Source organism: Butyricicoccus faecihominis (assembly GCF_014648015.1).
In the GTDB taxonomy this organism is placed as follows: domain Bacteria; phylum Bacillota; class Clostridia; order Oscillospirales; family Butyricicoccaceae; genus Agathobaculum; species Agathobaculum butyriciproducens.
Genome location: NZ_BMQH01000015.1, coordinates 1 through 20,424, shown reverse-complemented (window position 1 = coordinate 20,424; position 20,424 = coordinate 1). Strand labels below are relative to the sequence as shown.

The window sequence follows — 20,424 nt, the reverse complement described above, 5'->3', positions numbered from 1 at the left end:
CTCCTTATTTAAAGTAATCCATTTTCTTTTCGATCCAGCCGAACAGCAGGGTCAGAATACCGTTGAACAGCAGGTAGAATACGGCAGTGTAGAACAGCGGCCAGATGATACCGGCGCTCTTGATGAACTTTTCGCCCATCCACAGCACCTCGTATACCGCGATGGTACGCGCCAGTGCGGTATCTTTAACAAGGTTGATAAACTCGTTGCCCATCGGCGGGATAACGCGCTTGATGACCTGCAGCAGCGTTACCTTGAAGAAAATCTGGCTTTTGGTCATGCCGAGCACCTGACCGGCTTCATACTGACCGCTCGGAATGCCCTGAATGCCGCCGCGGAAGATCTCCGAGAAGTAGCAGGCGTAGTTGATGACAAACGCAACCAGCGCAGCGGTGAAGCGCGGCAGGGAAATATCCCACAGCAGGGCAGGACCGTAGAAAATGATGATGATCTGGAGCATAAGCGGCGTGCCGCGGACGATCCAGACGATGATTTTGATGAGTGCGCGCAGCGGTGTAATGCGGCTCATCGAGCCGAAGCTGATAAGCAGACCGAGCGGCAGAGCGAATACCAGCGTCAGGCAGAAAAGCTGTACGGTGGTAACAAAGCCGCCCATCAGGCTAAGTGTTACATTGGCAAACATGTCGTTTCCTCTTTACCTCTTTTTTACTTTATTTCCTGTGACACATAAGGCAGAAGACGGTAGTCCGCCTTCTGCCTTATATTAACTGGGGGAATGGGAGTTAAGCCTCCGGATCTACGATTGCTTCCTGTACGCCGTACTTCTGAGCCAAAGCCAGAACCACGCCGTCATCGGAGGCAGCCTTATAGAACTCGTTGAATGCTTCGGTCAGGTCAGAATCCTTGCGGAAGCCTACAACGTAGTTCTCGTCCTCCTCGCCGTTGGCCTCGTTGAGGTTTACGGTGTAGGTCAGGTTCGGGTAGCTGGTACCCTCGCCGATCATAGCGCCTGCCATCAGCAGGTCGATCACGCAGGCATCAGAGGTGCCTGCGGCAACCTCCATCAGTGCGTCAGCCTGAGACTGAACTGCGGTTGCATTCAGACCGGCAGCCTGTGCAGCAGCCTCACCGGCGGAGCCGGACTCAACCGCGAAGGTCATATCCTTGATAGAGTCGATGTCCTTGGCAGCGTCGGCCTTGTCGGACGGAACAACGACTACCTGTGCGTTGGTTGCATACGGGTCGGAGCAGTTCATGGAGGTCTTGACCTCATCGGTCAGGGTCATGCCGTTCCAAACGGCGTCAACGCCCTTGGAATCCAGCTCCATGATCTTGTTGTCCCAGTTGATCTCGATGAACTCAGCTTCTACGCCCAGGCTCTCAGCGAAAGCCTTTGCCATGTCCGCGTCAAAGCCGACCCACTCGTCCGAGCCGTCTTCCTTATAATCCATCGGTGCGAAATCCGTGATGCCGATGACCAGCTTGCCGTTGCTCTTTACATAATCCATATCGCTCTCAGCGGAAGCTGAGGTGTCAGCCGCATCGGCGCTCGAGTCGTCGGTCTTGGCAGCAGAGCCACCGCAGCCGGACAGCATGGATACACTCATTGCGCCTGCCATCAGCAGTGCGAGAAGTTTCTTCGTCTTCATTTTTAGAAAACCTCCTGTAATTCGGTTCATATCTTGTTTACTATTATAACACTTTAGCGCAGAAAATCAACCCCTGATTTTCATGCGGATTTTCAGTATTTTTGAAGGGTAACCGGGCGGTATTTTGTGCAAAATCTAAAATAACCGGGTGAAATATAAGGGAAAGAGGGCGGGAAGCGGTTTGAATGGATTCTCACTCTTTTTTGCGAACCTGTGTTGACCTGTACCCCAAAAGAGATTATAATCATAAGTAAGCATGATTGTTAAAGAATAAACAATGAAGAACAAGTAAGACGGAGGGAATCAGCGTGGATTATACTGCACTGTATCAGCAGAAGCTGACAACGGCGGATGAAGCCGTTAAAGTTGTTAAATCGGGTGACTGGGTAGACTACGGCTGGTGTACGGGTACGCCTGTTGCACTGGACAAGGCACTTGCGGCCCGCATGGGCGAGCTGGAGGACGTAAACTTCCGCGGCGGCGTACTCATGCGCCGACCGGCGGTATTCGATATTCCGGATGCAGCCGATAAGATCACCTGGAACTCGTGGCACATGTCCGGCATTGAGCGCAAGGCCTGCATGGAGGGCTTCGGCTTTTACAGCGCACTGCGCTACTCCGAGATGCCGCGCTGGTACCGCGAGAACGTCCGTCATGTCAATGTAGCCATGATTCAGGTGGCGCCGATGGACGCACATGGCTGGTTCAGCTTCGGTCCGCAGGCTTCGCACCTGAAAGCCGTCTGCGATGTATCCGATGTTATTATCGTTGAGGTCAACAAGTATATGCCGCGCTGCCTTGGCGGCTTTGAGGACGGCATTCACATTTCGCAGGTGGATATGATCGTTGAGAGCGACACCGAAATGCCGCAGATGGGCGCAGGCGGCGAGCCGACCGAGGTTGATAAGGCGGTTGCAAAGCTGATCGTGGAGGAAATCCCGAACGGCGCGTGCCTGCAGCTGGGCATCGGCGGCATGCCGAATACCGTAGGCTCGATGATCGCGGAGTCCGACCTGAAGGACCTCGGCGTTCATACCGAGATGTACGTTGACGCTTTCGTTGACATTTCCCGTGCAGGCAAGATCAACGGCTCGAAGAAGGCCATCGACCGCGGCCGTCAGGTGTTCGCGTTCGGCGCAGGCACCCAGAAGCTGTACGATTTTGTAAATGATAATCCGGAGTGCATGTCTGCACCGGTATCCTATACCAACGATGCGCGCACCATTGCACAGATCGACAATTTCATTTCCATCAACAATATCGTGGATGTGGATCTGTTCGGTCAGATGAACGCAGAAAGTGCCGGTGTCAAGCAGATTTCCGGTGCAGGCGGCCAGCTGGACTTCGTTCTGGGCGCGTATCTGTCCAAGGGCGGCAAGAGCTTCATCTGCTGCTCGTCCACCTTTAAGAAGAAGGACGGCACGCTCGAGAGCCGCATTCGTCCGACGCTTGAGAACGGCTCGGTCGTTACCGATGCCCGTCCGTGCGCGCACTGGTTTGTCACCGAGTACGGCAAGGTGAACCTCAAGGGTCTGACTGCATGGCAGCGTGCGGAGGCTCTGATCTCGGTTGCGCATCCGGATTTCCGCGAGCAGCTGATTCAGGAAGCGGAGAAGATGCGTATCTGGAAGCGCTCTAATAAGAGATAAAATGCTGTCAGCGGAACGACAGTTCCGCACGGTGTTTGCTACTGTTTATAAGAAAACGCTCTGTGAAAACAGAGCGTTTTTTTCTTATATGATTAAAGAGAGATACGCAGAATAAACTGCTGATTCTTAACCGAAAAGCTGTACACGCCGCCGTATCGCTCGACAATGCTGCAAATACTGTGCACGCCGATGCCGTGTCCGGCGCGGTCGGAGACCGGCACGCCGTGGCTGAACTGCACCGGCTGCGTGCAGTCGTTGACAATCTGCAGGAAGAACTTTCCGGATTTTTCGTAGGCCTGCACCTCAATATGTCCGCGAATGCCGTCTGCGCGCTCGCTGCATGCGTGAATCGCATTCTCAAGCGCGTTGGAGAGCAGCACGCACAGGTCGCTCTCGGCAAGCGGCAGTTGATTGGGCAGCACGGCATGCACCGCAAGCGAGATGCTCTGTGCCTTGGCACGGTCGGCAAACGATGAGAGAATCAGGTTTGCCGCCTCGTTTTCGCAGTAAACGGTCACGCGGCTGGCTTCGATTTCCTCGCTGATGGAGTGAATGTACTGCAGTGCCTGCTCATACTGCTCATTCTCGATGCAGGCGGTGATGTACTGCAGATGATGCCGCAGATCATGCCGGTAGGCGCGGGTTTTCTGCTGAGAGATACGCAGTGCTTCAATCTCACGGACGGCCTGATGCACCTGCAGGTCAAGATTGCTTTTCAGCTCCTCCAAATGCAGCCGTGCGTGCTGCTCTCTGGAAATGTGAATCAGGAACAGCAGGTACGCCGCACTGCACACGAACGGCATGAACTCCACGACTACGGCCGAACCGGAGAACAGCAGGTCGGTGTAAACGCGGGTGGCATAGTCAAACGCATAGTACACCGCGGGCACAATGCCGAACTGACACTGCACCGCCAGCGAATACTGCGACACCGACCGGATGGCAGGTGCGGTCTTGAGCAGCAGAATGAGCAGCGGCACGGTGACGATCATTTCCACAGCGTACTGCATGGTGTCTCCGCCGGAGAAGACGGCAACCGCGATCAGCGCCAGCCAGCGCCGCAGCTGACAGCACAGGTACGCCGTCAGCACAGAAATCACCGGCCACAGGCGTTCATGACTGAGCGAGCACAGCGCGAGCACAAGCGGCAGGTGGGTGTGCAGCGGATACAGATAGCGTCCGAAGCCCGGGTCCACACCGAGGTAGGCGATGCCAGACAGGCAGAAGATCATCAGCGTGTACAGCAGCATGCGCTTTTTCGCCTTGGGCGTCCAGTGGATATTGCAGAATGCCGCAGAGAGCGCGATGCCGAACAGCGTAACGGCAACGGAGTTGCAAAGGTCAACAGCGAGTGCGATCATGTCAGGAACACCTGCTCTTTCTGAAAGGCGTGTTCAAGGTAAGCATCCTTGATGTCGTTGTAGCGTCCGCGCGGAATGGGCAGCTCGGCGCGGCTGGACATGACAAGCGTTTTCGGCGTGATCGTCTGGATATGCTCTAAATTTACAAGGTAGGAGCGGTGAATACGCAGAAAATTCCTGTGTTCGGCAAGGCTTTCGCACAGGCTGTCCATGCTGCCGGCGGCTTCGAGCACAGTGCCGTCAGTCTTGTGCAGCAGCAGGGAACGGCGGATGACCTCGCAGTATTCCAGCTTGTCCAGTTCAACGCGTGTGATGCCGGTTCTGCAGCGCAGAATCAGGCTGGCGCTGCTCTCACGCGAGCAGGCGGCAATGACCGAATCCATCAGCCGGAAGAAGCTCTCCGGCCAGATTGGCTTGAGCTGATAGAAATACGCGCCCACCGTATACGACTGCACGGCAAACTCTGCGGACGAGGTGAGAAAGATGATCTTCACGTTGGAGTCGTACTGACGGATCTCACGGGCGGCTTCGATGCCGTTTTCACCGGGCATGAGCACATCGAGCAGCAGAATATCAAAGCGTGCGCCCTTTTCGATGGACGCCAGCAGCTCGAACGGGCTTTGGAAGGCCGTCGGGGCGATATCGGCGTTGTGTTCCGCACGGTAGCTGCCGAGCAGCTCGTGCAGTTCATCGAGCATGCTGAGATCGTCGTCGCAGAAGCCAATCTGGATCATGGTTCTCATCTCCTTTCTTTTTATATAGGGAACAGATCATTTGTAATCGCGGCGGGTCTTGTCCGGTTCCCAGCCGTCGAGCGGGTAGCGCTGCATGGCGCCGAAAATGCGCTCGCGCACACCGGGCATGGTCTTTTCGAGACTTTTCAGCAAATCCTTGATCTCCTGCCGCTTGGTGTTGCCGTCCGCCGGACACGGATTGTGCACGATCGGCAGCTCATGCCGTTTGGCGAACGAGCGCACATAATACTCCGGCACATACAGCAGCGGACGAATGAGCGTGATGTCGGCACGGTCGAGGTACGTTACCGGCGAAAAGCACGAAATGCGGCCTTCATAAAATAAGGAAAGCATGTAGGTCTCGACTACATCGTCAAAGTGATGGCCGAGCGCAACTTTGCTGCAGCCTGCCTTGCGGGCGGCATCGTGCAGAGCACCGCGGCGCAGCTTGGCACAGAGCGAGCAGGGGTTTTCCTCATGGCGGATATCAAACACGATAGGGCCGATCTGGGTGGGGACGCGGATGTACTCGACGCCCAGCTTGTCGCACAGCGTCTGTACAGGGGAGAAGTCCATCTCATCATAGCCCATCTCCAATGTAATAGCCACGACTGTAAAATGGTGCGGATAAAAGCGACTCAGCTGGCTGAGCGCCACGAGCAGCGCGAGCGAGTCCTTGCCGCCGGAAACGCCGACCGCAATCCTGTCGCCCTCATCTATCATATGGTAATGGTCCACCGCACGGCGGACATAGGAAAGCATTTTCTGCATAACAGTCTCCTTTTAGATCGTACATATTAAAATTTATCAGAAAACGCCAAAAATCGCAAATGCAAAAAATGAAATGCAAAGTGAGTATTCAGGAGTATGAGAGAGATTAAAAGAGAAAATAAGAGAATGTATTGGATTGCAGATATTTTTTCAAAATTTCGCTTGACTTGCGCAAAATGATGTGTTTTAATAAATATGCTCGTTTCGAGCGATCAATCAGTTGTCAAAGTATTTTTGATATATATAAACGGAGGAAAAAACCATGTCTACTTTTATGGCTAAGGCAGAAAATGTCGAGCGTAAGTGGTATGTACTGGACGCAGCTGGCAAGCCGCTGGGCCGTACTGCTGCAACCGCTGCAATGCTGCTTCGCGGCAAGCACAAGACCACGTTCACTCCCCATGTTGACTGCGGCGATTTCGTAATCATCGTCAACGCTGACAAGGCGGTTCTGACCGGTAAGAAGCTCACCCAGAAGTACTATCGTCATCACACCGGCTGGGTCGGCGGTCTGAAGGAAGTTCAGTACAAGACCCTGATGGCTGAGAAGCCGGAGTTCGCTATGCAGCTCGCAGTTAAGGGCATGCTGCCGAAGAATTCCATCGGCCGTCAGTCCGCTACCCGTCTGAAGGTATTTGCTGGCGAGAACCACAATCATCAGGCTCAGAAGCCCGAGAACTGGGAAAAGTAAGGGAGGATTAACTGATGTATACACCTAAGAAGGCATATTTCTATGGCACCGGCAGAAGAAAGTCCTCTGTTGCCCGCGTTCGTCTTTTCCCGGGCGGCACCGGTGAGATCAAGATCAACAACCGCACCATCGACAACTACTTCGGTCTTGAGACCCTGAAGATGGTTTGCCGTCAGCCGTTCGAAGTAACCGGCACCGAGGGCAAGTTCGACGTAGAGTGCACCGTAACCGGCGGCGGCTTCACCGGCCAGGCTGGCGCAATCCGTCACGGCATCGCTCGTGCTCTGCTGCAGGCTGATTCCGACCAGTACCGCGCAGCTCTGAAGGCTGCTGGCTTCCTGACCCGCGATCCGCGTATGAAGGAACGTAAGAAGTATGGTCTCAAAGCAGCTCGTCGCGCTCCGCAGTTCAGCAAGAGATAATCGACTGCTCAGACTATATCAAAATGGTTCAAAAACCCCGGAAAATCAAGGTTTTCCGGGGTTTTCTTATACCTAAATGGGCTGATATGGTTTGACCAAATTTGGCAAAACGAGAGCCGTTTTCACCCAATTTTTAGTGGTCCGCAAGTGGTTAACCGGCCAAAAAGGGGGCAAAAAGAGGGTCAAGTGGTTCCCAAAGTGGTTAACCGAGAGCCGATTTTGGGGGTGTTTTGGGGGCGCTTTTCAGCCCTCCTTCCCCTCGTTTTTTGGCCGTGGCAGTTTGGCATAGTTTGAGCTAATTTGAATAATTGAATATGAATTTAATGTAGCACACAGTATAAATGCTGGGTGCTTTTTTCATTTCAGGAACTCGTATTCCGGCGATAGAAAGAGCCGTCACTTCACTGTTAATTTTGAAGTGGCGGCTTTTTCTATTTCCAGAAACAACAGCAACAATCAGAAATGAGGTGAAGTCATGAACACACAAATCATCGCCATCGCCAACCAGAAAGGCGGCGTTGGCAAGACAACGACCTGTGCCAACTTGGGAATTGGGCTGGCGCAGGCCGGAAAGAAAGTCCTGCTGATCGACGGGGACCCGCAAGGGAGCCTGACAATCAGCCTGGGAAATCCACAACCGGACAAGTTGCCATTTACATTGTCCGATGCAATGGGCAAAATTCTGATGGATCAGCCTATACGACCTGGAGAAGGTATTCTGCATCATGCGGAAGGCGTTGACCTGATGCCTGCGGACATCCAGTTATCCGGTATGGAAGTATCCCTGGTAAATGCTATGAGCCGTGAGACTATCTTGCGGCAATATCTGGACACGCTGAAGGGGCAATATTCCCATATCCTCATCGACTGCCAGCCCTCCCTTGGGATGCTCACAGTCAATGCGCTGGCCGCTGCAAACAGGATTATCATTCCCGTTCAGGCGGAGTATCTGCCCGCCAAAGGGTTGGAACAGCTGCTCTCCACGGTAAACAAGGTAAAGCGGCAGATCAACCCCAAGCTCCAGATAGACGGTATCCTGCTGACGATGGTGGACAGCCGGACCAACTTTGCAAAAGAGATTTCCACTCTCCTGCGGGAGACCTATGGAAGTAAAATCAAAGTCTTTGGAACGGAAATTCCCCATTCTGTCCGGGCAAAGGAAATCAGTGCAGAGGGAAAAAGCATTTTCGCCCATGACCCTGGCGGCAAAGTGGCAGAGGGGTATCGAAATCTGACGAAGGAGGTGTTGAAACTTGAAAAGCAGCGCGAAAAAAATAGAGCTGGCCTCGGTAGATGATTTGTTCTCCACCGAAGAAGGCCGTCAGGATGCAAAGCTGGAAAAGATTCAGGAGATTCCGCTGTCTGAACTGCATCCCTTTAAGAACCACCCATTCAAAGTCAAGGATGACGAAGCCATGATGGAGACCGCTGACAGTATCAAGCAGTATGGTGTTCTGGTTCCAGCGATTGCTCGACCGGACCCGGAGGGTGGTTATGAGCTGGTAGCCGGACACAGGCGGCACAGAGCCAGTGAACTGGCAGACAAGGAGACCATGCCAGTCATTGTTCGGGATTTGGATGATGATGCCGCCACGATCATTATGGTTGACAGCAATTTGCAACGAGAAAGCTTGCTCCCAAGTGAAAGAGCCTTTGCCTACAAGATGAAGCTGGACGCCATGAAACATCAGGGAGAGCGAGTTGATTTAACTTCGTCCCAAGTTGGGACGAAGTTGAGAGCCGATGAAATATTGGCTCAGCAGGCTGGTTCAAGCAGAAATCAAATTCAGCGCTATATCCGTCTGACAGAGTTGATTCCCGAACTGCTGGACATGGTGGATGAAAAGAAGATTGCCCTGAACCCTGCCTATGAGCTGTCCTTTCTCAAAAAGGAGGAACAGGTAGACCTGTTGGACGCAATGGACAGCGAACAGGCTACCCCTTCTCTTTCTCAAGCCCAGCGGCTCAAGAAATACAGTCAGGAGGGGCATCTGACCCTCGATATGATGCGTGTCATCATGGGTGAGGAAAAGAAAAGCGATCTGGACCGAGTGACATTTACCTCTGATACCTTGCGGAAGTATTTCCCTAAAAGCTATACGCCCCAGCGGATGCAGGAAACCATCATCAAGCTGCTGGAGGCATGGCAGAAAAAGCGTCAGAGAGACCAGGAACGATGAAAGGAGCCGCCTATGAGGGATATTTCAGCCCGTGAGCTGAAAGGACACAACATTCTCGCCGTAGAGAGGTTTTGGGATGACACACGCTGGATGATTGAGTTTTCCGTCCTGCGTCCCAGCGCAGCTTACGGCAGTCCCGGAGAGGAAATGCGGCTGTTTTTGACCGAGGACGGGTATCAGGCCGCTCTGCAAAGCCAGCAGCGCCGGGAGATCAAGATCAAGCGTTACGCTCGTGTGATTGAGGGACATATCCTCGATTTCAAACCAAGAAAACGCCGCCGCTCATAAACCTATACAACGAAAGGAAAGGAATGACTATGTGTACGGTAAAGGAAATTCAAGAAGCAATCCGGGAAGATTGCAAATCTCAGCATGACATGGATACAACGGATATTGACCGCGTGATGCAAACACTTCCTTTCACCCAGGAGGAGCCATTTACAGAGGCGCGTCCTCAAAAGCCGCTGTTTTGGCTCTATGCAAGAAAATTTGAAAAGTGTTGAACACCGCAATTCTTTGGAATGAGGATTGCGGTTTTTTTGTACCCCAAATTCGGAAGGAGTGAGGTCGATGGCCGTTTTTCGCATTGAACGGACCCGTGATTATACCGTGATGAGCAATCATCATTTACGAAATGCAAATCTGTCGTTAAAAGCCAAGGGGCTGCTTTCCATGATGCTGTCTTTGCCAGAGGACTGGAATTACACCACCCGTGGTCTTGCAAAGATTTGTAAGGAGGGCGTGGATGCCATAGGCGCTGCGTTGCGGGAATTGGAGGCTGCCGGTTACATTGTGCGGCACAAACTGCGTGACCGCCAGGGACGCATCAGTGATACGGAGTATGTCATATATGAGCAGCCACAGCCGAAGAACCCGGATACGCCCCAGCCGGATATGGCTTCACCAGATACGGAAAACCCGTATCTGGATAAACCGGATACGGAAAAGCCCGCAGAATTAAATATAGAGAAATCAAATACTCAAAAATCAATTACTCAGGGAGCAAGTACCGATTCCATTCCCTTCCGGGAGCCAGCGGCAGCACAGCTGCCGGAACGGAAAGGAAGGGATGCGATGTCTGTCTCAGAGATGGAAAGTTATCGGGATTTGATTCTGGAGAACATCGAGTATGACCACCTGTGCCGGGAGTTTACCACCTATCGGGAGGACCTGGACGAGATTGTGGAGCTGATGGTGGAGACCGTCTGCGCCAAGCGGAAAACCACCCGGATCGCTGGCAGCGACTTCCCCCATGAGGTGGTCCGCTCCCGTTTTTTGAAGCTGGATTGCTCCCACATCGAGTTTGTCATGGAATGCCTGCGGAACAATACCACCGAAATCCGCAACATGAAGCAGTATCTGCTTGCGGTGCTGTTTAATGCGCCGACCACGATCAGCAACCACTACACCGCACAAGTCAACCACGATATGTACGCAGGCGGCTGGTAAACAGCCGCTTTTCTGCTACCCGAAAACACCGGGAGAAAGGATTTTGCTATGAAACGACCTCTTGCCTACATTACGGCTCCCTGGAGCAACAGCCAGTATGAGAACGCCGAGAACGCTGCGGCCTACTGTCGTCAGGTGTACGACGCCGGGTATTCGCCCATCTGCCCGGTGCTGTTCCTGCCTACCTTCCTCAAGGACGAGATTCCCCAGGAACACAAGGACGGGCTGGATATGGCGCGGGACTACCTGCGCCGGTCACATGTGCTGGTGGTCTGCGGCCACGGCATCGACGAGATCGTGAAGAATGACATTGCCACCGCCGAGCGCCTGCGGATCACCGCCACCACCCTGGACGGTATCCTGACCGTGAAGGGCCAGGGACGCGGGAAAGGAGGCGCACGCCATGCCTGAGCGTAAGACCGTGGGCCAGCTGATGGAGGAAATGCGCCTCAAAGCCGGGGCGCAGAACTACCACGGCCATGAGTACATGGATTTGGAGCGGTTTGCCGAGGACACCCGGCACATGATTATCTTCGATGTGCTGACCGACGATTCCCCGGTGGGCTGGAAAGGTGAACGGACCCGCCTGTTTCTGACGGAGGCCGGATACCAGAAAAGCCTGGAGAACCAGGAAAAGGGCCACATCAAGATTTTCAGCCATGCCAAAGTGCGCCAGGGCCATCTGTACTATGACCGCTCCGACCAGCTGCGCTGAAAGGAGCCTGCCATGCTGAAATACCTGCTGCGGCGGCTGGTGGTCCCGCCTTAGTATCAAGTGCCACCCCTGCAAAATCCGTGGAAAGGAGGCGATGACCTATGCAGGAGGAAGTGGAAAACAGGACTTTGACGCTGGTAGTCAGCGGAACAAAGTTTACCGGGCGGTTGATGAAAGCCGCCATCACCAAATACCTTGCCCACCGCAAGGAAAAGAAGCTGCAAAAGCAGAAAAGCCGGGATACCCCCGTGATTCCCCACGGCAAGCAGACGGTGAAACAGCTGATCGGCCAGAATCAGGGCGTTTCCAACATCGAGATCACCGACCCCTCCATCAAGGAGTTTGAGAAGATCGCCCGGAAATATGGTGTGGATTATGCGGTGAAGAAGGACCGCAGCAGCTCCCAACCCAAGTACCTGATCTTTTTCAAGGGTCGGGACGCGGATGCCCTGACCGCTGCTTTTACCGAGTACACCGGGAAAAAGGTCAAGAAGGCGGAGAAATCCGAGCGCCCGTCCGTGCTGGCAAAGCTGAGCCAGTTCAAAGAACTGGTAAAACACGCCGTCGTGGACCGGAACAAGCGGAAGGAGCTGGAACGATGAAAAAGCAGCTGAACATCAAAAAGCTCATTTTGCTGAATCTGCCGTATATCCTGATGGGGCTTTTCTCCACCAACTTCGGTGAAGCGTGGCGGATGGCCGTGGGTGCGGACGCTTCGGCAAAAATGCTCTCGTTCTTCTCCACGCTGCCGGTGGCGCTGGCCAGCTGGTGGCCCAGCCTGCACCCGCTGGACCTGCTGGTGGGCCTGTGCTGCGGCGGCGGCCTGCGGCTGGCTGTGTACCTGAAAAGCAAGAACGCCAAGAAGTACAGGCACGGCATGGAATACGGTTCCGCCCGTTGGGGAACCCATGAGGACATTGCACCCTACATCGACCCGGTATTCCAGAACAATGTGATTCTGACGAAAACGGAGAGCCTGACAATGAACAGCCGCCCCAAGGACCCAAAGACCGCCAGAAACAAAAATGTGCTGGTGATTGGCGGCTCCGGTTCCGGTAAGACCCGCTTCTGGCTCAAACCGAATCTGATGCAGATGCACAGTTCCTATGTGGTCACAGACCCGAAGGGAACCATTTTGGTGGAGTGCGGAAAAATGCTCCAAAGGGGTGCGCCCAAGCTGGGGAAGGACGGAAAGCCCATGAAGGACAAGCACGGAAAGGTAATCTATGAGCCATACCGGATTAAGGTGTTGAATACCATCAACTTCAAAAAAAGTATGCACTACAATCGTGCGACTTGTTCGCCGCTGAAAAGGCGGCGCACAGCGCTGTTTCAATCAGTCCTGTGAACTGATAATTCGAGAGGTGGAATGAAGGGGTAACGCCCTGAAACGCCTCCCCTGATACTTCGGCATGCAGAGGCCAAACTCTGTGTGAAGCCCGGTAAAGTCGGCAGAGAGATGCCGTAACAGGTTAAGCTGACGAAAGCTGTCCAGAGATGGACGGTGCATCCTATATGCCGGGGGTCTATAAGATACCCATGGTGAGAATGACAGAGATGTCTGACGAAGCTCCCGAATGTAAAGGTCTAAAAGCGCCACACTCAGAAATGGGTGTGTGGGTTAAAGCCCAGGCAGTACGGTTTAGTAGAAATGGTTGTTACGAAACGCCGTGGCACGTTACAGGCGTGTCCAAGCTGTCAGGCCCAGAGGGAACACCTAAAGGTATGTATGTACAGATAGGATTATCGGAACAAGGAAAGGCAGGAAGTCTACTGGATAATCCGGCGAAGAATAATAAGCGGATGAATTCCTGCTGAAAAGCAGTGGTCGAACCGATGATATCGTCTGCGAAAAAGAGGACGGTTAGGAATGGCCACAAGTCAGGCAAAACGTCAGCAGTACACAACCACTATTCATGCAGTCGAGTAAGAAAAAGAAATTGTCGCTCGGTTTCATAGAAATGGGGTGATGTACATGGCACAAAAAGCTAAGAAGAAAAGCAAGTTGCGCCATGCGGAATACTATGACATGCAGAAAACCTTTGACAGTCTGTATGCCGACAGCAAAAGCGGTGAAGTCTTTGGGCATCTGATGGATATCATCAGTTCCACAAGCAACATCAAGCTGGCATTCAGAAATATTAAAGGCAATGATGGCAGTCATACCGCAGGCACGGATGGGCGGACAATAGAATCATTGGCAGTCATGCCAGAGGATAAGTTTGTAAAGCTCATCCAGAAACAGTTCAGGAGGTATGAACCAAAAGCAGTAAAAAGAGTAGAAATACCAAAGCCAAACGGAAAGATGAGGCCTCTGGGAATACCGTGTATTATTGACCGAATAGTACAGCAATGTATTTTGCAGGTCATGGAGCCAATCTGCGAAGCAAAGTTCTATGAGCACTCTTATGGGTTCAGACCGTGTCGGAGCGCAGAAAATGCGATTTCCTATGCGTATGGACTCGCCCAAAGGAACAAGCTTCACTATGTAGTAGATGTGGACGTTAAAGGATTCTTCGATAACGTCGACCACAGAAAGCTGCTGAAACAGATCTGGACTTTAGGTATACGGGACACCAAGTTGATTCAGATCATCAAGGCCATGCTGAAAGCGCCAATCGAAATGCCTGATGGAGAAACCGTCCTCCCATCTAAGGGAACGCCGCAAGGTGGTATCCTTTCACCATTGCTGGCAAACATTGTCCTCAATGAACTGGACTGGTGGATTGCCTCTCAGTGGGATGAAATGGTGGGGCACATGAAACATCCGTGTAAAGTGACCTACTATCCCAACGGCGCAGAGAAAAAGTGCAACAGCTATACAGCCTTGAAGAAAAGCAACCTCAAGGAGATGCGGATTGTCCGTTATGCGGATGATTTCAAGATATTTTGCAGAACCAAAGAGGATGCAGAGAAAACCTATTATGCAGTCAAAGACTGGCTATGGAAACGGCTAAAACTGGAAGTGTCTGATGAAAAGTCAAAAGTGACTAATCTCAGGAAACGTGACAGTGAGTTTTTGGGTTTTCGCATAAAACTGCGGCGCAAAAGTAACTCGTGGGTGATAACTTCAAATGTCTGCGATAAAGCCATACACAGAATCAGCAAGGAAATGGCTGACAGTGTCAAGGCAATACAAAGTAGTAAGACGACTGAAGAAATAAGCCTGAATGTGGGGGACTATAATGCCAAGGTTATCGGAGTGCAGGACTATTACTGCATTGCGACAAGGGTCAACTTGAATTTCAGCGACATCGCCCGTCCAATCAATGGACAGCTTCTCCATCGTATTGACGGAATCAAGAAGCAGGGCGAAATCAAAAACAGATATCTAAGGAAACGGTATGGAAAATCGAAGCAAATGCGATGGATTGGAGAAACGCCACTGGTTCCATTAGCCTACGTGCAATTCAAGATTCCAATGCGGAAAAGCCGAAAAATCAATCCGTATACGTCCGAAGGTAGAGCAGAGATACACGACAATCTCAGGGTTGACGTAAATTCAATGCTCTGGCTGATGAGGCATCCGATACCGACCGAATCAGTGAGATACAACGACAACCGGGTCTCCCTCTATGCAGGGCAAGACGGTAAATGTGCAATCACCGGGAAGAAACTGGATGTTCAAACCTGTATCTGTTACAGGAAAACAAACGTTTGTAAGAAGGGCAATGACAACTACCAGAACCTGTTGCTTCTTTCTTTGCAGGGATTGGCAATAGTCAGCTCGGAAGACATGATGTCTGTAGTGGCGTTGGTAAAGGAATACTCTCTGAATGCCAAAGTTATTACCAAAGTGAACAAACTGCGTGCTACCGCAGGACTGCCGCTACTGGCGGCAAAGTAGCAAACTTAGCCAATGTGAAAGAGTGATTGTGTATCACTGCTGAAACTATGCTTGATGGAACGCCGGATGCGGTGAAAGTCGCATGTCCGGTGTGAAGTGGGGGAAAACCCGGAGATAATTTCAAAGGGTTACCTATCACTATCTTTCTCGTACATTCACAGCGAAAAGGACATCTTGAAGCTGGTTACGACGCTGATTGCCAACACCAAAGGCGAAGGCAAGGCCGGAGACGATTTCTGGGTCAGTGCGACTCGTTCGCAGACGGTAAAAAGTCTGCGTACGAGCAACGGTTTTCCGTTGTTCGGAGAACTGGTAGTTTGATAGGTGGAATGACGGGGTAACGCCCTGAAACGCCTACCCTTGATGGGCGTGCATTAGCTGTAATGGCTGGTGTACGAAGCCCCATGACAAAGGCTGAGAGTAACCGTAACCACTGCCTAAAGTGGTCGAAAGCGGTCTGGAGGCAGACTGTGTTACCTATAAGCCGAGGGTCTATAAGATACCTATGGTTAGAATGTTCGCTTTGGCGGGCGGACTGACGAACCTGCGAATGTACAGGTCTAAAAGAAGACCACGCAGAAATGTGTGGGTGCGTTAATGCGCAGTCGGTGTGGTTTAGTAGAAATTGATCCTACGAACGACCATGCTGTGTTACAGGCACAGGCAAGCCGACAGGTCTATAGCAGGAACCTACGGGTATGTATGAACAGATAGAACTATCGGAACGAGGAAAGGCAGCAGATTCCGCAAGGAATAGTCTGACGAAAAACAATAAGCAGACGAACTGCTGCTGAAAAGTAGTGGTCGAACCTATGATGTGCTTGCGTTATGTGAGCTACGGAGGAATGGCCACAAGTCGGTTGAGATAAGCAGGCATTATTCAATCCAACATAAGGATTCGAGTAAGACCAAAAGGGTCACTTTCGCAAAAAGGAGGTGATGCCTTATGCCAAAGAAAAACAAAACTCTATGTGTAGATGACTTACGTCATGCCGAGTATTACGGTATGCAGCCAGTCTTTGATGAACTCTATCATCGAAGTTTGGAGGGAGAAAATTTTACCGACCTTATGGGTTTAATCCTGAGCCGGGACAACATTCTTCTGGCATATCGGAACATCAAAGCAAACGGAGGAAGCTACACAGCAGGAACAGACAACAAAAACATCAGTGACATCGGGTGTTTACCGCCCGAAACAGTTGCAGAGAAAGTGAGGTTTATTGTCACAGGAAGTCAGCACGGATACCGCCCAAAGCCGGTAAGACGCAAAGACATTCCGAAACCAAATGGAAAAACCAGACCGTTAGGTATTCCCTGTATCTGGGACAGGCTGGTACAGCAATGTATCAAACAGGTCATAGAGCCAATCTGCGAAGCGAAATTCAGCGACAACAGTTACGGCTTTCGCCCGAACCGTTCCGTGGAACACGCCGTGCAGAAAACTTACACCATGCTTCAACGCATGAACCTGCATTATGTGATTGAGTTTGATATAAAAGGATTTTTCGACAACGTAAATCACAGCAAGCTAATGCGGCAAATATGGGCAATGGGAATACACGACAAGCAGTTGATTTTCATTATCAAGCGGATTCTGAAAGCACCGATTAGAATGCCAGACGGCACTACACTCATTCCAGACAAAGGCACTCCGCAAGGCGGTATCATTTCACCGTTGCTTGCCAATATCGTGCTGAATGAACTGGACAAATGGGTTGAGAGCCAATGGCAGAACCACCCTCTTGTAAAGGAATACGGGTATGAGAGGAGAATCAGAAACTCGATTACTTTTGACCGGAGCAAGGCATTCCTCAAAATGAGGAAAACAGGGTTGAAAGAAATGTATATCGTGAGATATGCAGATGATTTCAGAATTTTCTGCCGGAATAAAGAGGACGCTTTGAGAACGAAAGAGGCTGTAACGGCATGGATAACCGAGAGGCTGAGGTTGGAGGTATCGCCAGAGAAAACAAGGATAGTCAATGTCAGAAAACGCTATTCAGAGTTTCTTGGGTTTAAGATACGCGTCAGACCGAAAAGCAGGAAGTACATCGTGCAATCTCATATCTGTGACAAAAAGTTGGAACTGGAAAGGCAAAAACTGGTGGAACAGGCGAAACGAATTGCCCGACCTTCAGAGGGAAAAAGACCTTTGGACGAAATACGGCTGTACAATTCAATGGTTCTGGGAATACAGAATTATTTTCAACTTGCCACCTGCATCAGCATTGATTGCAGGAAAATCCACAGACAGGTCATGACAGTTTTAACAAATCGGCTCAATACAGAAACCGGGTGCAGACTTGTTCGAGAGGGCGGCGCAATGACCGAGAGCGAAAAAGAACGGTTTGGAAAGTCGGCAATGATACGGTATGTATCTGGAATCGACCAACCTATCTACCCTATCGCATACATCAAGAACAAGATACCGATGGCAAAGAAAGCGGCGGTTTGCAGTTACACGGTAGAGGGACGGGCATTGATACACACGAACCTAAGTATGGACTCATCTGTTCTATCAGGTTTGAGGAATCAACCGTCTATGGGGCGAAGCACAGAACTTACTGACAGCAGGATTTCACTATTCTCGGCTCAACGTGGAAAATGTGCGCTAAGTGGGGAACTCTTTGAAAATGCGGCTGACATAGTATGCTGGCTGAAAACACCGGCAGAATTGGGCGGCAAGGAACGCTATCGAAACATGATTTTGTTCCATAATAGATTTCTTCCACTCCTGCAAGAGTGTCCTAAGAATGAGCTAAAAGAGATAGCCGACACGCTCAAGGCAACAAAGGAACTGATGTTAAAAGTGAACAGTCTGCGCCAGCAGGCTGGTTTGTCCGCAATAGAAAACTAACATTTCATTTGGTGATTGATTAAATGCTTGTGAAAACAACCGATGGAACGCCGGATGCGGTGAAAGTCGCACGTCCGGTGTGGAGTGGGGGAAAATCCGGCGATAACTTCAAAGGATTACCTATCACTATAGGCGGAAACATTGCTGTATTGCGCGTTGATTGGATATATCCACTATGAAGCTCCGGTGGAGGAGCAAAACTTCTCCACCCTCATCGAGTTCATCAACGCCATGGAAGTCCGTGAGGATGACGAGGAGTTCAAAAACCCAGTAGACCTGATGTTTGATGCACTGGAATCGGAAAAGCCAAACCACTTCGCAGTGCGGCAGTATAAGAAATATAAGCTGGCAGCCGGTGATATATGCTCTAAGTGACTTCATAATCATGATTTTGTCATGGTTAGTGAAGCAATCACTTAGAGCATTTTTGTTTCAGGAGGTACAGCCATGAGAAATGAAAAAATTACCCCACTGTACGAGCGCCTGAGCCGGGACGATGAGTTACAGGGCGAGAGCAATTCCATATCCAACCAAAAGCAGATGTTAGAGGATTTTGCCCGCCGGAATGGGCTGCCCAACCCTACGCACTTTACCGATGATGGTATCTCAGGCACCCGTTTTGACCGCCCAGGATTTTTGGCGATGATGGAGGAAGTGGAGGCAGGGCGTGTAGAGGCAATCGTCATCAAGGACATGAGCCGGTTAGGGCGTGACTATCTGAAAGTCGGCCAGGTCATGGAGATTTTGCGGCAGCGCGGCGTCCGGTTAATTGCCATCAATGACGGTGTGGACAGTCTGAAAGGCGACGATGATTTTACGCCCTTCCGCAATATCATGAATGAGTTTTACGCCCGCGACACCAGCCGGAAAATCCGCTCTGTGTTTAAGTCAAAAGGCATGAGTGGCAAGCACCTGACCGGCACGGTGATTTACGGCTACTTGTGGGATGAAAAGCGGGAGCATTGGTTGGTAGATGAGGAAGCTTCCGAAGTGGTACGCCGTATCTTCTCCCTCACGCTGGAGGGATATGGGCCTTATCAGATCGCCTGCAAATTATCCATAGACCGGATTGAAATTCCTGTCGTACACCTTGCCCGCTTCAACGAGGGTGTGAACCGTTCAAAGCCGGTCAAAGACCCCTATGGATGGGGATCATCTACCATCGTGAACATTTTGAAAAAACGAGAGTATTTAGGGCATACCATCAATTTCAAGACCCGCAAGCACTTTAAGGACAAGAAAAGCCACTATGTTTCTGAGGACGAATGGACGATCTTTGAGAATACCCATGAAGCCATTATCGACCAGCAGACCTTTGATTTGGCGCAGAAAATCCGCAGCAATGTACGGCGTTATCCAAACGGCTGGGGCGAAGCGGCTCCCCTCACAGGCTTGCTCTATTGTGCCGATTGCGGCGGCAAGATGTATGTCCACCGCACCAACAATGGCAGGCGGATTTCTCAATATACCTGTTCCAATTATACCAAAGTTCCGTGTGGGACACTATGCCCTACACAACACCGTATCAATGAGAGTGCTGTCCTGACATTGGTTTCCGACACGCTCCGGGCTATCGCTGAATATTCGAGAAATGACCGGACGGAATTTATTCACACTGTTCAGGAGACGCAGGTTGCTCAACAGAGTGCCGATATAGCGAAAAAGCGCAGGCGTCTGGCTGCTGCCCAAAAGAGAGCCGGAGAACTGGAAAAACTGATTTGCAAAATCTATGAGGACAATGCCCTCGGCAAGCTGCCGGATGCACGATATAGGGCGCTTGATGCACAGTATGCCAAAGAGCAGGACGCACTTGAGATTGAAATTGCGGAGCTGGAAAAGGCTGTTACCGGCTATGAGCAGAGCCAGAAATCCGCAGAGAAATTTATAGCCCTAATTGATAAGTACGAGAATTTTGACACTCTGACAAACACCATGCTCAACGAGTTTGTAGAGAAAATCCTTGTCCACGAACGCGCCCGAAAAGGCAGTCAGGACACCACGCAGGAAATTGAAATCTACTTCAATTTTTTAGGACGCTATATCCCACCATCCTTACAGCCGGTTCCTTTAACCCCGGAGGAACAGGAAGAACTGCGGAAAAAAGAAGAACGCAAGGACAGGCTTCATCAGAATTATTT

General features: G+C 51.3%; 20 protein-coding genes and 2 pseudogenes. 17 read left to right on the top strand and 5 right to left on the bottom strand.

Features of this window, described 5'->3' with window-relative positions:
• Positions 1-4: 4 nt before the first annotated feature.
• A complete protein-coding gene (locus IEY11_RS12975) occupies positions 5-643 on the bottom strand; it encodes an amino acid ABC transporter permease (RefSeq protein ID WP_117492066.1) in 639 nt (212 codons plus the stop codon).
• Between the two features lie 100 nt (positions 644-743).
• The gene (locus IEY11_RS12970) at positions 744-1,610 is read right to left on the bottom strand and encodes a transporter substrate-binding domain-containing protein (RefSeq protein ID WP_188886768.1); all 867 of its coding nucleotides are present in this window, start codon (positions 1,608-1,610) and stop codon (positions 744-746) included.
• Positions 1,611-1,918: 308 nt separating this feature from the next.
• On the opposite strand from IEY11_RS12970, the gene IEY11_RS12965 reads away from it, so the two are divergent.
• The gene (locus IEY11_RS12965; protein ID WP_188886767.1) at positions 1,919-3,259 is read left to right on the top strand and encodes a butyryl-CoA:acetate CoA-transferase; all 1,341 of its coding nucleotides are present in this window, start codon (positions 1,919-1,921) and stop codon (positions 3,257-3,259) included.
• Positions 3,260-3,351: 92 nt separating this feature from the next.
• Here the strand turns inward: IEY11_RS12965 and IEY11_RS12960 are convergent, their stop codons facing one another.
• The 3 genes from IEY11_RS12960 to IEY11_RS12950 are packed head-to-tail and all read right to left on the bottom strand — an operon-like array spanning position 3,352 to position 6,125.
• Complete coding sequence (locus tag IEY11_RS12960; protein ID WP_188886766.1) at positions 3,352-4,620, bottom strand: sensor histidine kinase; 1,269 nt, start codon at positions 4,618-4,620, stop codon at positions 3,352-3,354.
• Positions 4,617-5,354, bottom strand: coding sequence for a LytR/AlgR family response regulator transcription factor (locus IEY11_RS12955; RefSeq protein WP_188886765.1), 738 nt, complete (start codon positions 5,352-5,354; stop codon positions 4,617-4,619). The genes IEY11_RS12960 and IEY11_RS12955 overlap by 4 nt, the downstream gene beginning before the upstream one ends.
• Positions 5,355-5,390: 36 nt before the next feature.
• Positions 5,391-6,125, bottom strand: a complete 735-nt coding sequence (locus tag IEY11_RS12950) for a tRNA lysidine(34) synthetase (RefSeq protein ID WP_119189452.1) — start codon at positions 6,123-6,125, stop codon at positions 5,391-5,393.
• A 262-nt stretch (positions 6,126-6,387) separates the two neighbouring features.
• On the opposite strand from IEY11_RS12950, the gene rplM reads away from it, so the two are divergent.
• From rplM to IEY11_RS12870, 16 genes and pseudogenes are all read left to right on the top strand, one after another.
• A complete protein-coding gene (rplM, locus tag IEY11_RS12945) occupies positions 6,388-6,816 on the top strand; it encodes a 50S ribosomal protein L13 (protein WP_116704844.1) in 429 nt (142 codons plus the stop codon).
• 14 nt (positions 6,817-6,830) lie between these two features.
• A complete protein-coding gene (gene rpsI / locus IEY11_RS12940; protein WP_110437409.1) occupies positions 6,831-7,238 on the top strand; it encodes a 30S ribosomal protein S9 in 408 nt (135 codons plus the stop codon).
• Between the two features lie 475 nt (positions 7,239-7,713).
• A complete protein-coding gene (locus IEY11_RS12935) occupies positions 7,714-8,535 on the top strand; it encodes a ParA family protein (protein WP_188886764.1) in 822 nt (273 codons plus the stop codon).
• Entirely contained in the window at positions 8,492-9,418 is a 927-nt protein-coding gene (locus IEY11_RS12930; RefSeq protein WP_002592135.1) for a ParB/RepB/Spo0J family partition protein, read from the top strand. The genes IEY11_RS12935 and IEY11_RS12930 overlap by 44 nt, the downstream gene beginning before the upstream one ends.
• A gap of 12 nt (positions 9,419-9,430) precedes the next feature.
• Complete coding sequence (locus tag IEY11_RS12925) at positions 9,431-9,706, top strand: DUF5720 family protein (protein ID WP_188886763.1); 276 nt, start codon at positions 9,431-9,433, stop codon at positions 9,704-9,706.
• Positions 9,707-9,735: 29 nt separating this feature from the next.
• Positions 9,736-9,921, top strand: coding sequence for a hypothetical protein (locus tag IEY11_RS12920; RefSeq protein ID WP_118582688.1), 186 nt, complete (start codon positions 9,736-9,738; stop codon positions 9,919-9,921).
• A gap of 67 nt (positions 9,922-9,988) precedes the next feature.
• Positions 9,989-10,867, top strand: a complete 879-nt coding sequence (locus IEY11_RS12915) for a DUF6017 domain-containing protein (RefSeq protein WP_002592132.1) — start codon at positions 9,989-9,991, stop codon at positions 10,865-10,867.
• Positions 10,868-10,915: 48 nt separating this feature from the next.
• Positions 10,916-11,278 (top strand): DUF7768 domain-containing protein, encoded by a 363-nt coding sequence (locus IEY11_RS12910; protein WP_002592131.1) that lies wholly within the window; start codon positions 10,916-10,918, stop codon positions 11,276-11,278.
• Positions 11,271-11,582, top strand: a complete 312-nt coding sequence (locus IEY11_RS12905) for a DUF5720 family protein (RefSeq protein WP_188886762.1) — start codon at positions 11,271-11,273, stop codon at positions 11,580-11,582. The genes IEY11_RS12910 and IEY11_RS12905 overlap by 8 nt, the downstream gene beginning before the upstream one ends.
• 101 nt (positions 11,583-11,683) lie before the next feature.
• Complete coding sequence (locus IEY11_RS12900) at positions 11,684-12,184, top strand: PcfB family protein (protein WP_188886761.1); 501 nt, start codon at positions 11,684-11,686, stop codon at positions 12,182-12,184.
• A pseudogene (locus IEY11_RS12895) lies at positions 12,181-12,870 on the top strand (type IV secretory system conjugative DNA transfer family protein); the annotation flags it as partial. The gene IEY11_RS12900 and the pseudogene IEY11_RS12895, both read left to right, overlap by 4 nt.
• A 687-nt stretch (positions 12,871-13,557) precedes the next feature.
• The gene (ltrA, locus tag IEY11_RS12890) at positions 13,558-15,429 is read left to right on the top strand and encodes a group II intron reverse transcriptase/maturase (RefSeq protein WP_243184013.1); all 1,872 of its coding nucleotides are present in this window, start codon (positions 13,558-13,560) and stop codon (positions 15,427-15,429) included.
• 174 nt (positions 15,430-15,603) lie between these two features.
• On the top strand, positions 15,604-15,750 hold the full coding sequence (locus tag IEY11_RS12885) for a hypothetical protein (protein ID WP_407926655.1): 147 nt from the start codon (positions 15,604-15,606) through the stop codon (positions 15,748-15,750).
• 625 nt (positions 15,751-16,375) lie between these two features.
• On the top strand, positions 16,376-18,286 hold the full coding sequence (gene ltrA / locus IEY11_RS12880) for a group II intron reverse transcriptase/maturase (protein ID WP_188886758.1): 1,911 nt from the start codon (positions 16,376-16,378) through the stop codon (positions 18,284-18,286).
• Positions 18,287-18,418: 132 nt separating this feature from the next.
• Positions 18,419-18,643, top strand: a pseudogene (locus IEY11_RS12875) (VirD4-like conjugal transfer protein, CD1115 family); the annotation flags it as partial.
• A 90-nt stretch (positions 18,644-18,733) separates the two neighbouring features.
• On the top strand, positions 18,734-20,424 hold a 1,691-nt coding region (locus IEY11_RS12870), incomplete at its 3' end, for a recombinase family protein (protein WP_188886757.1).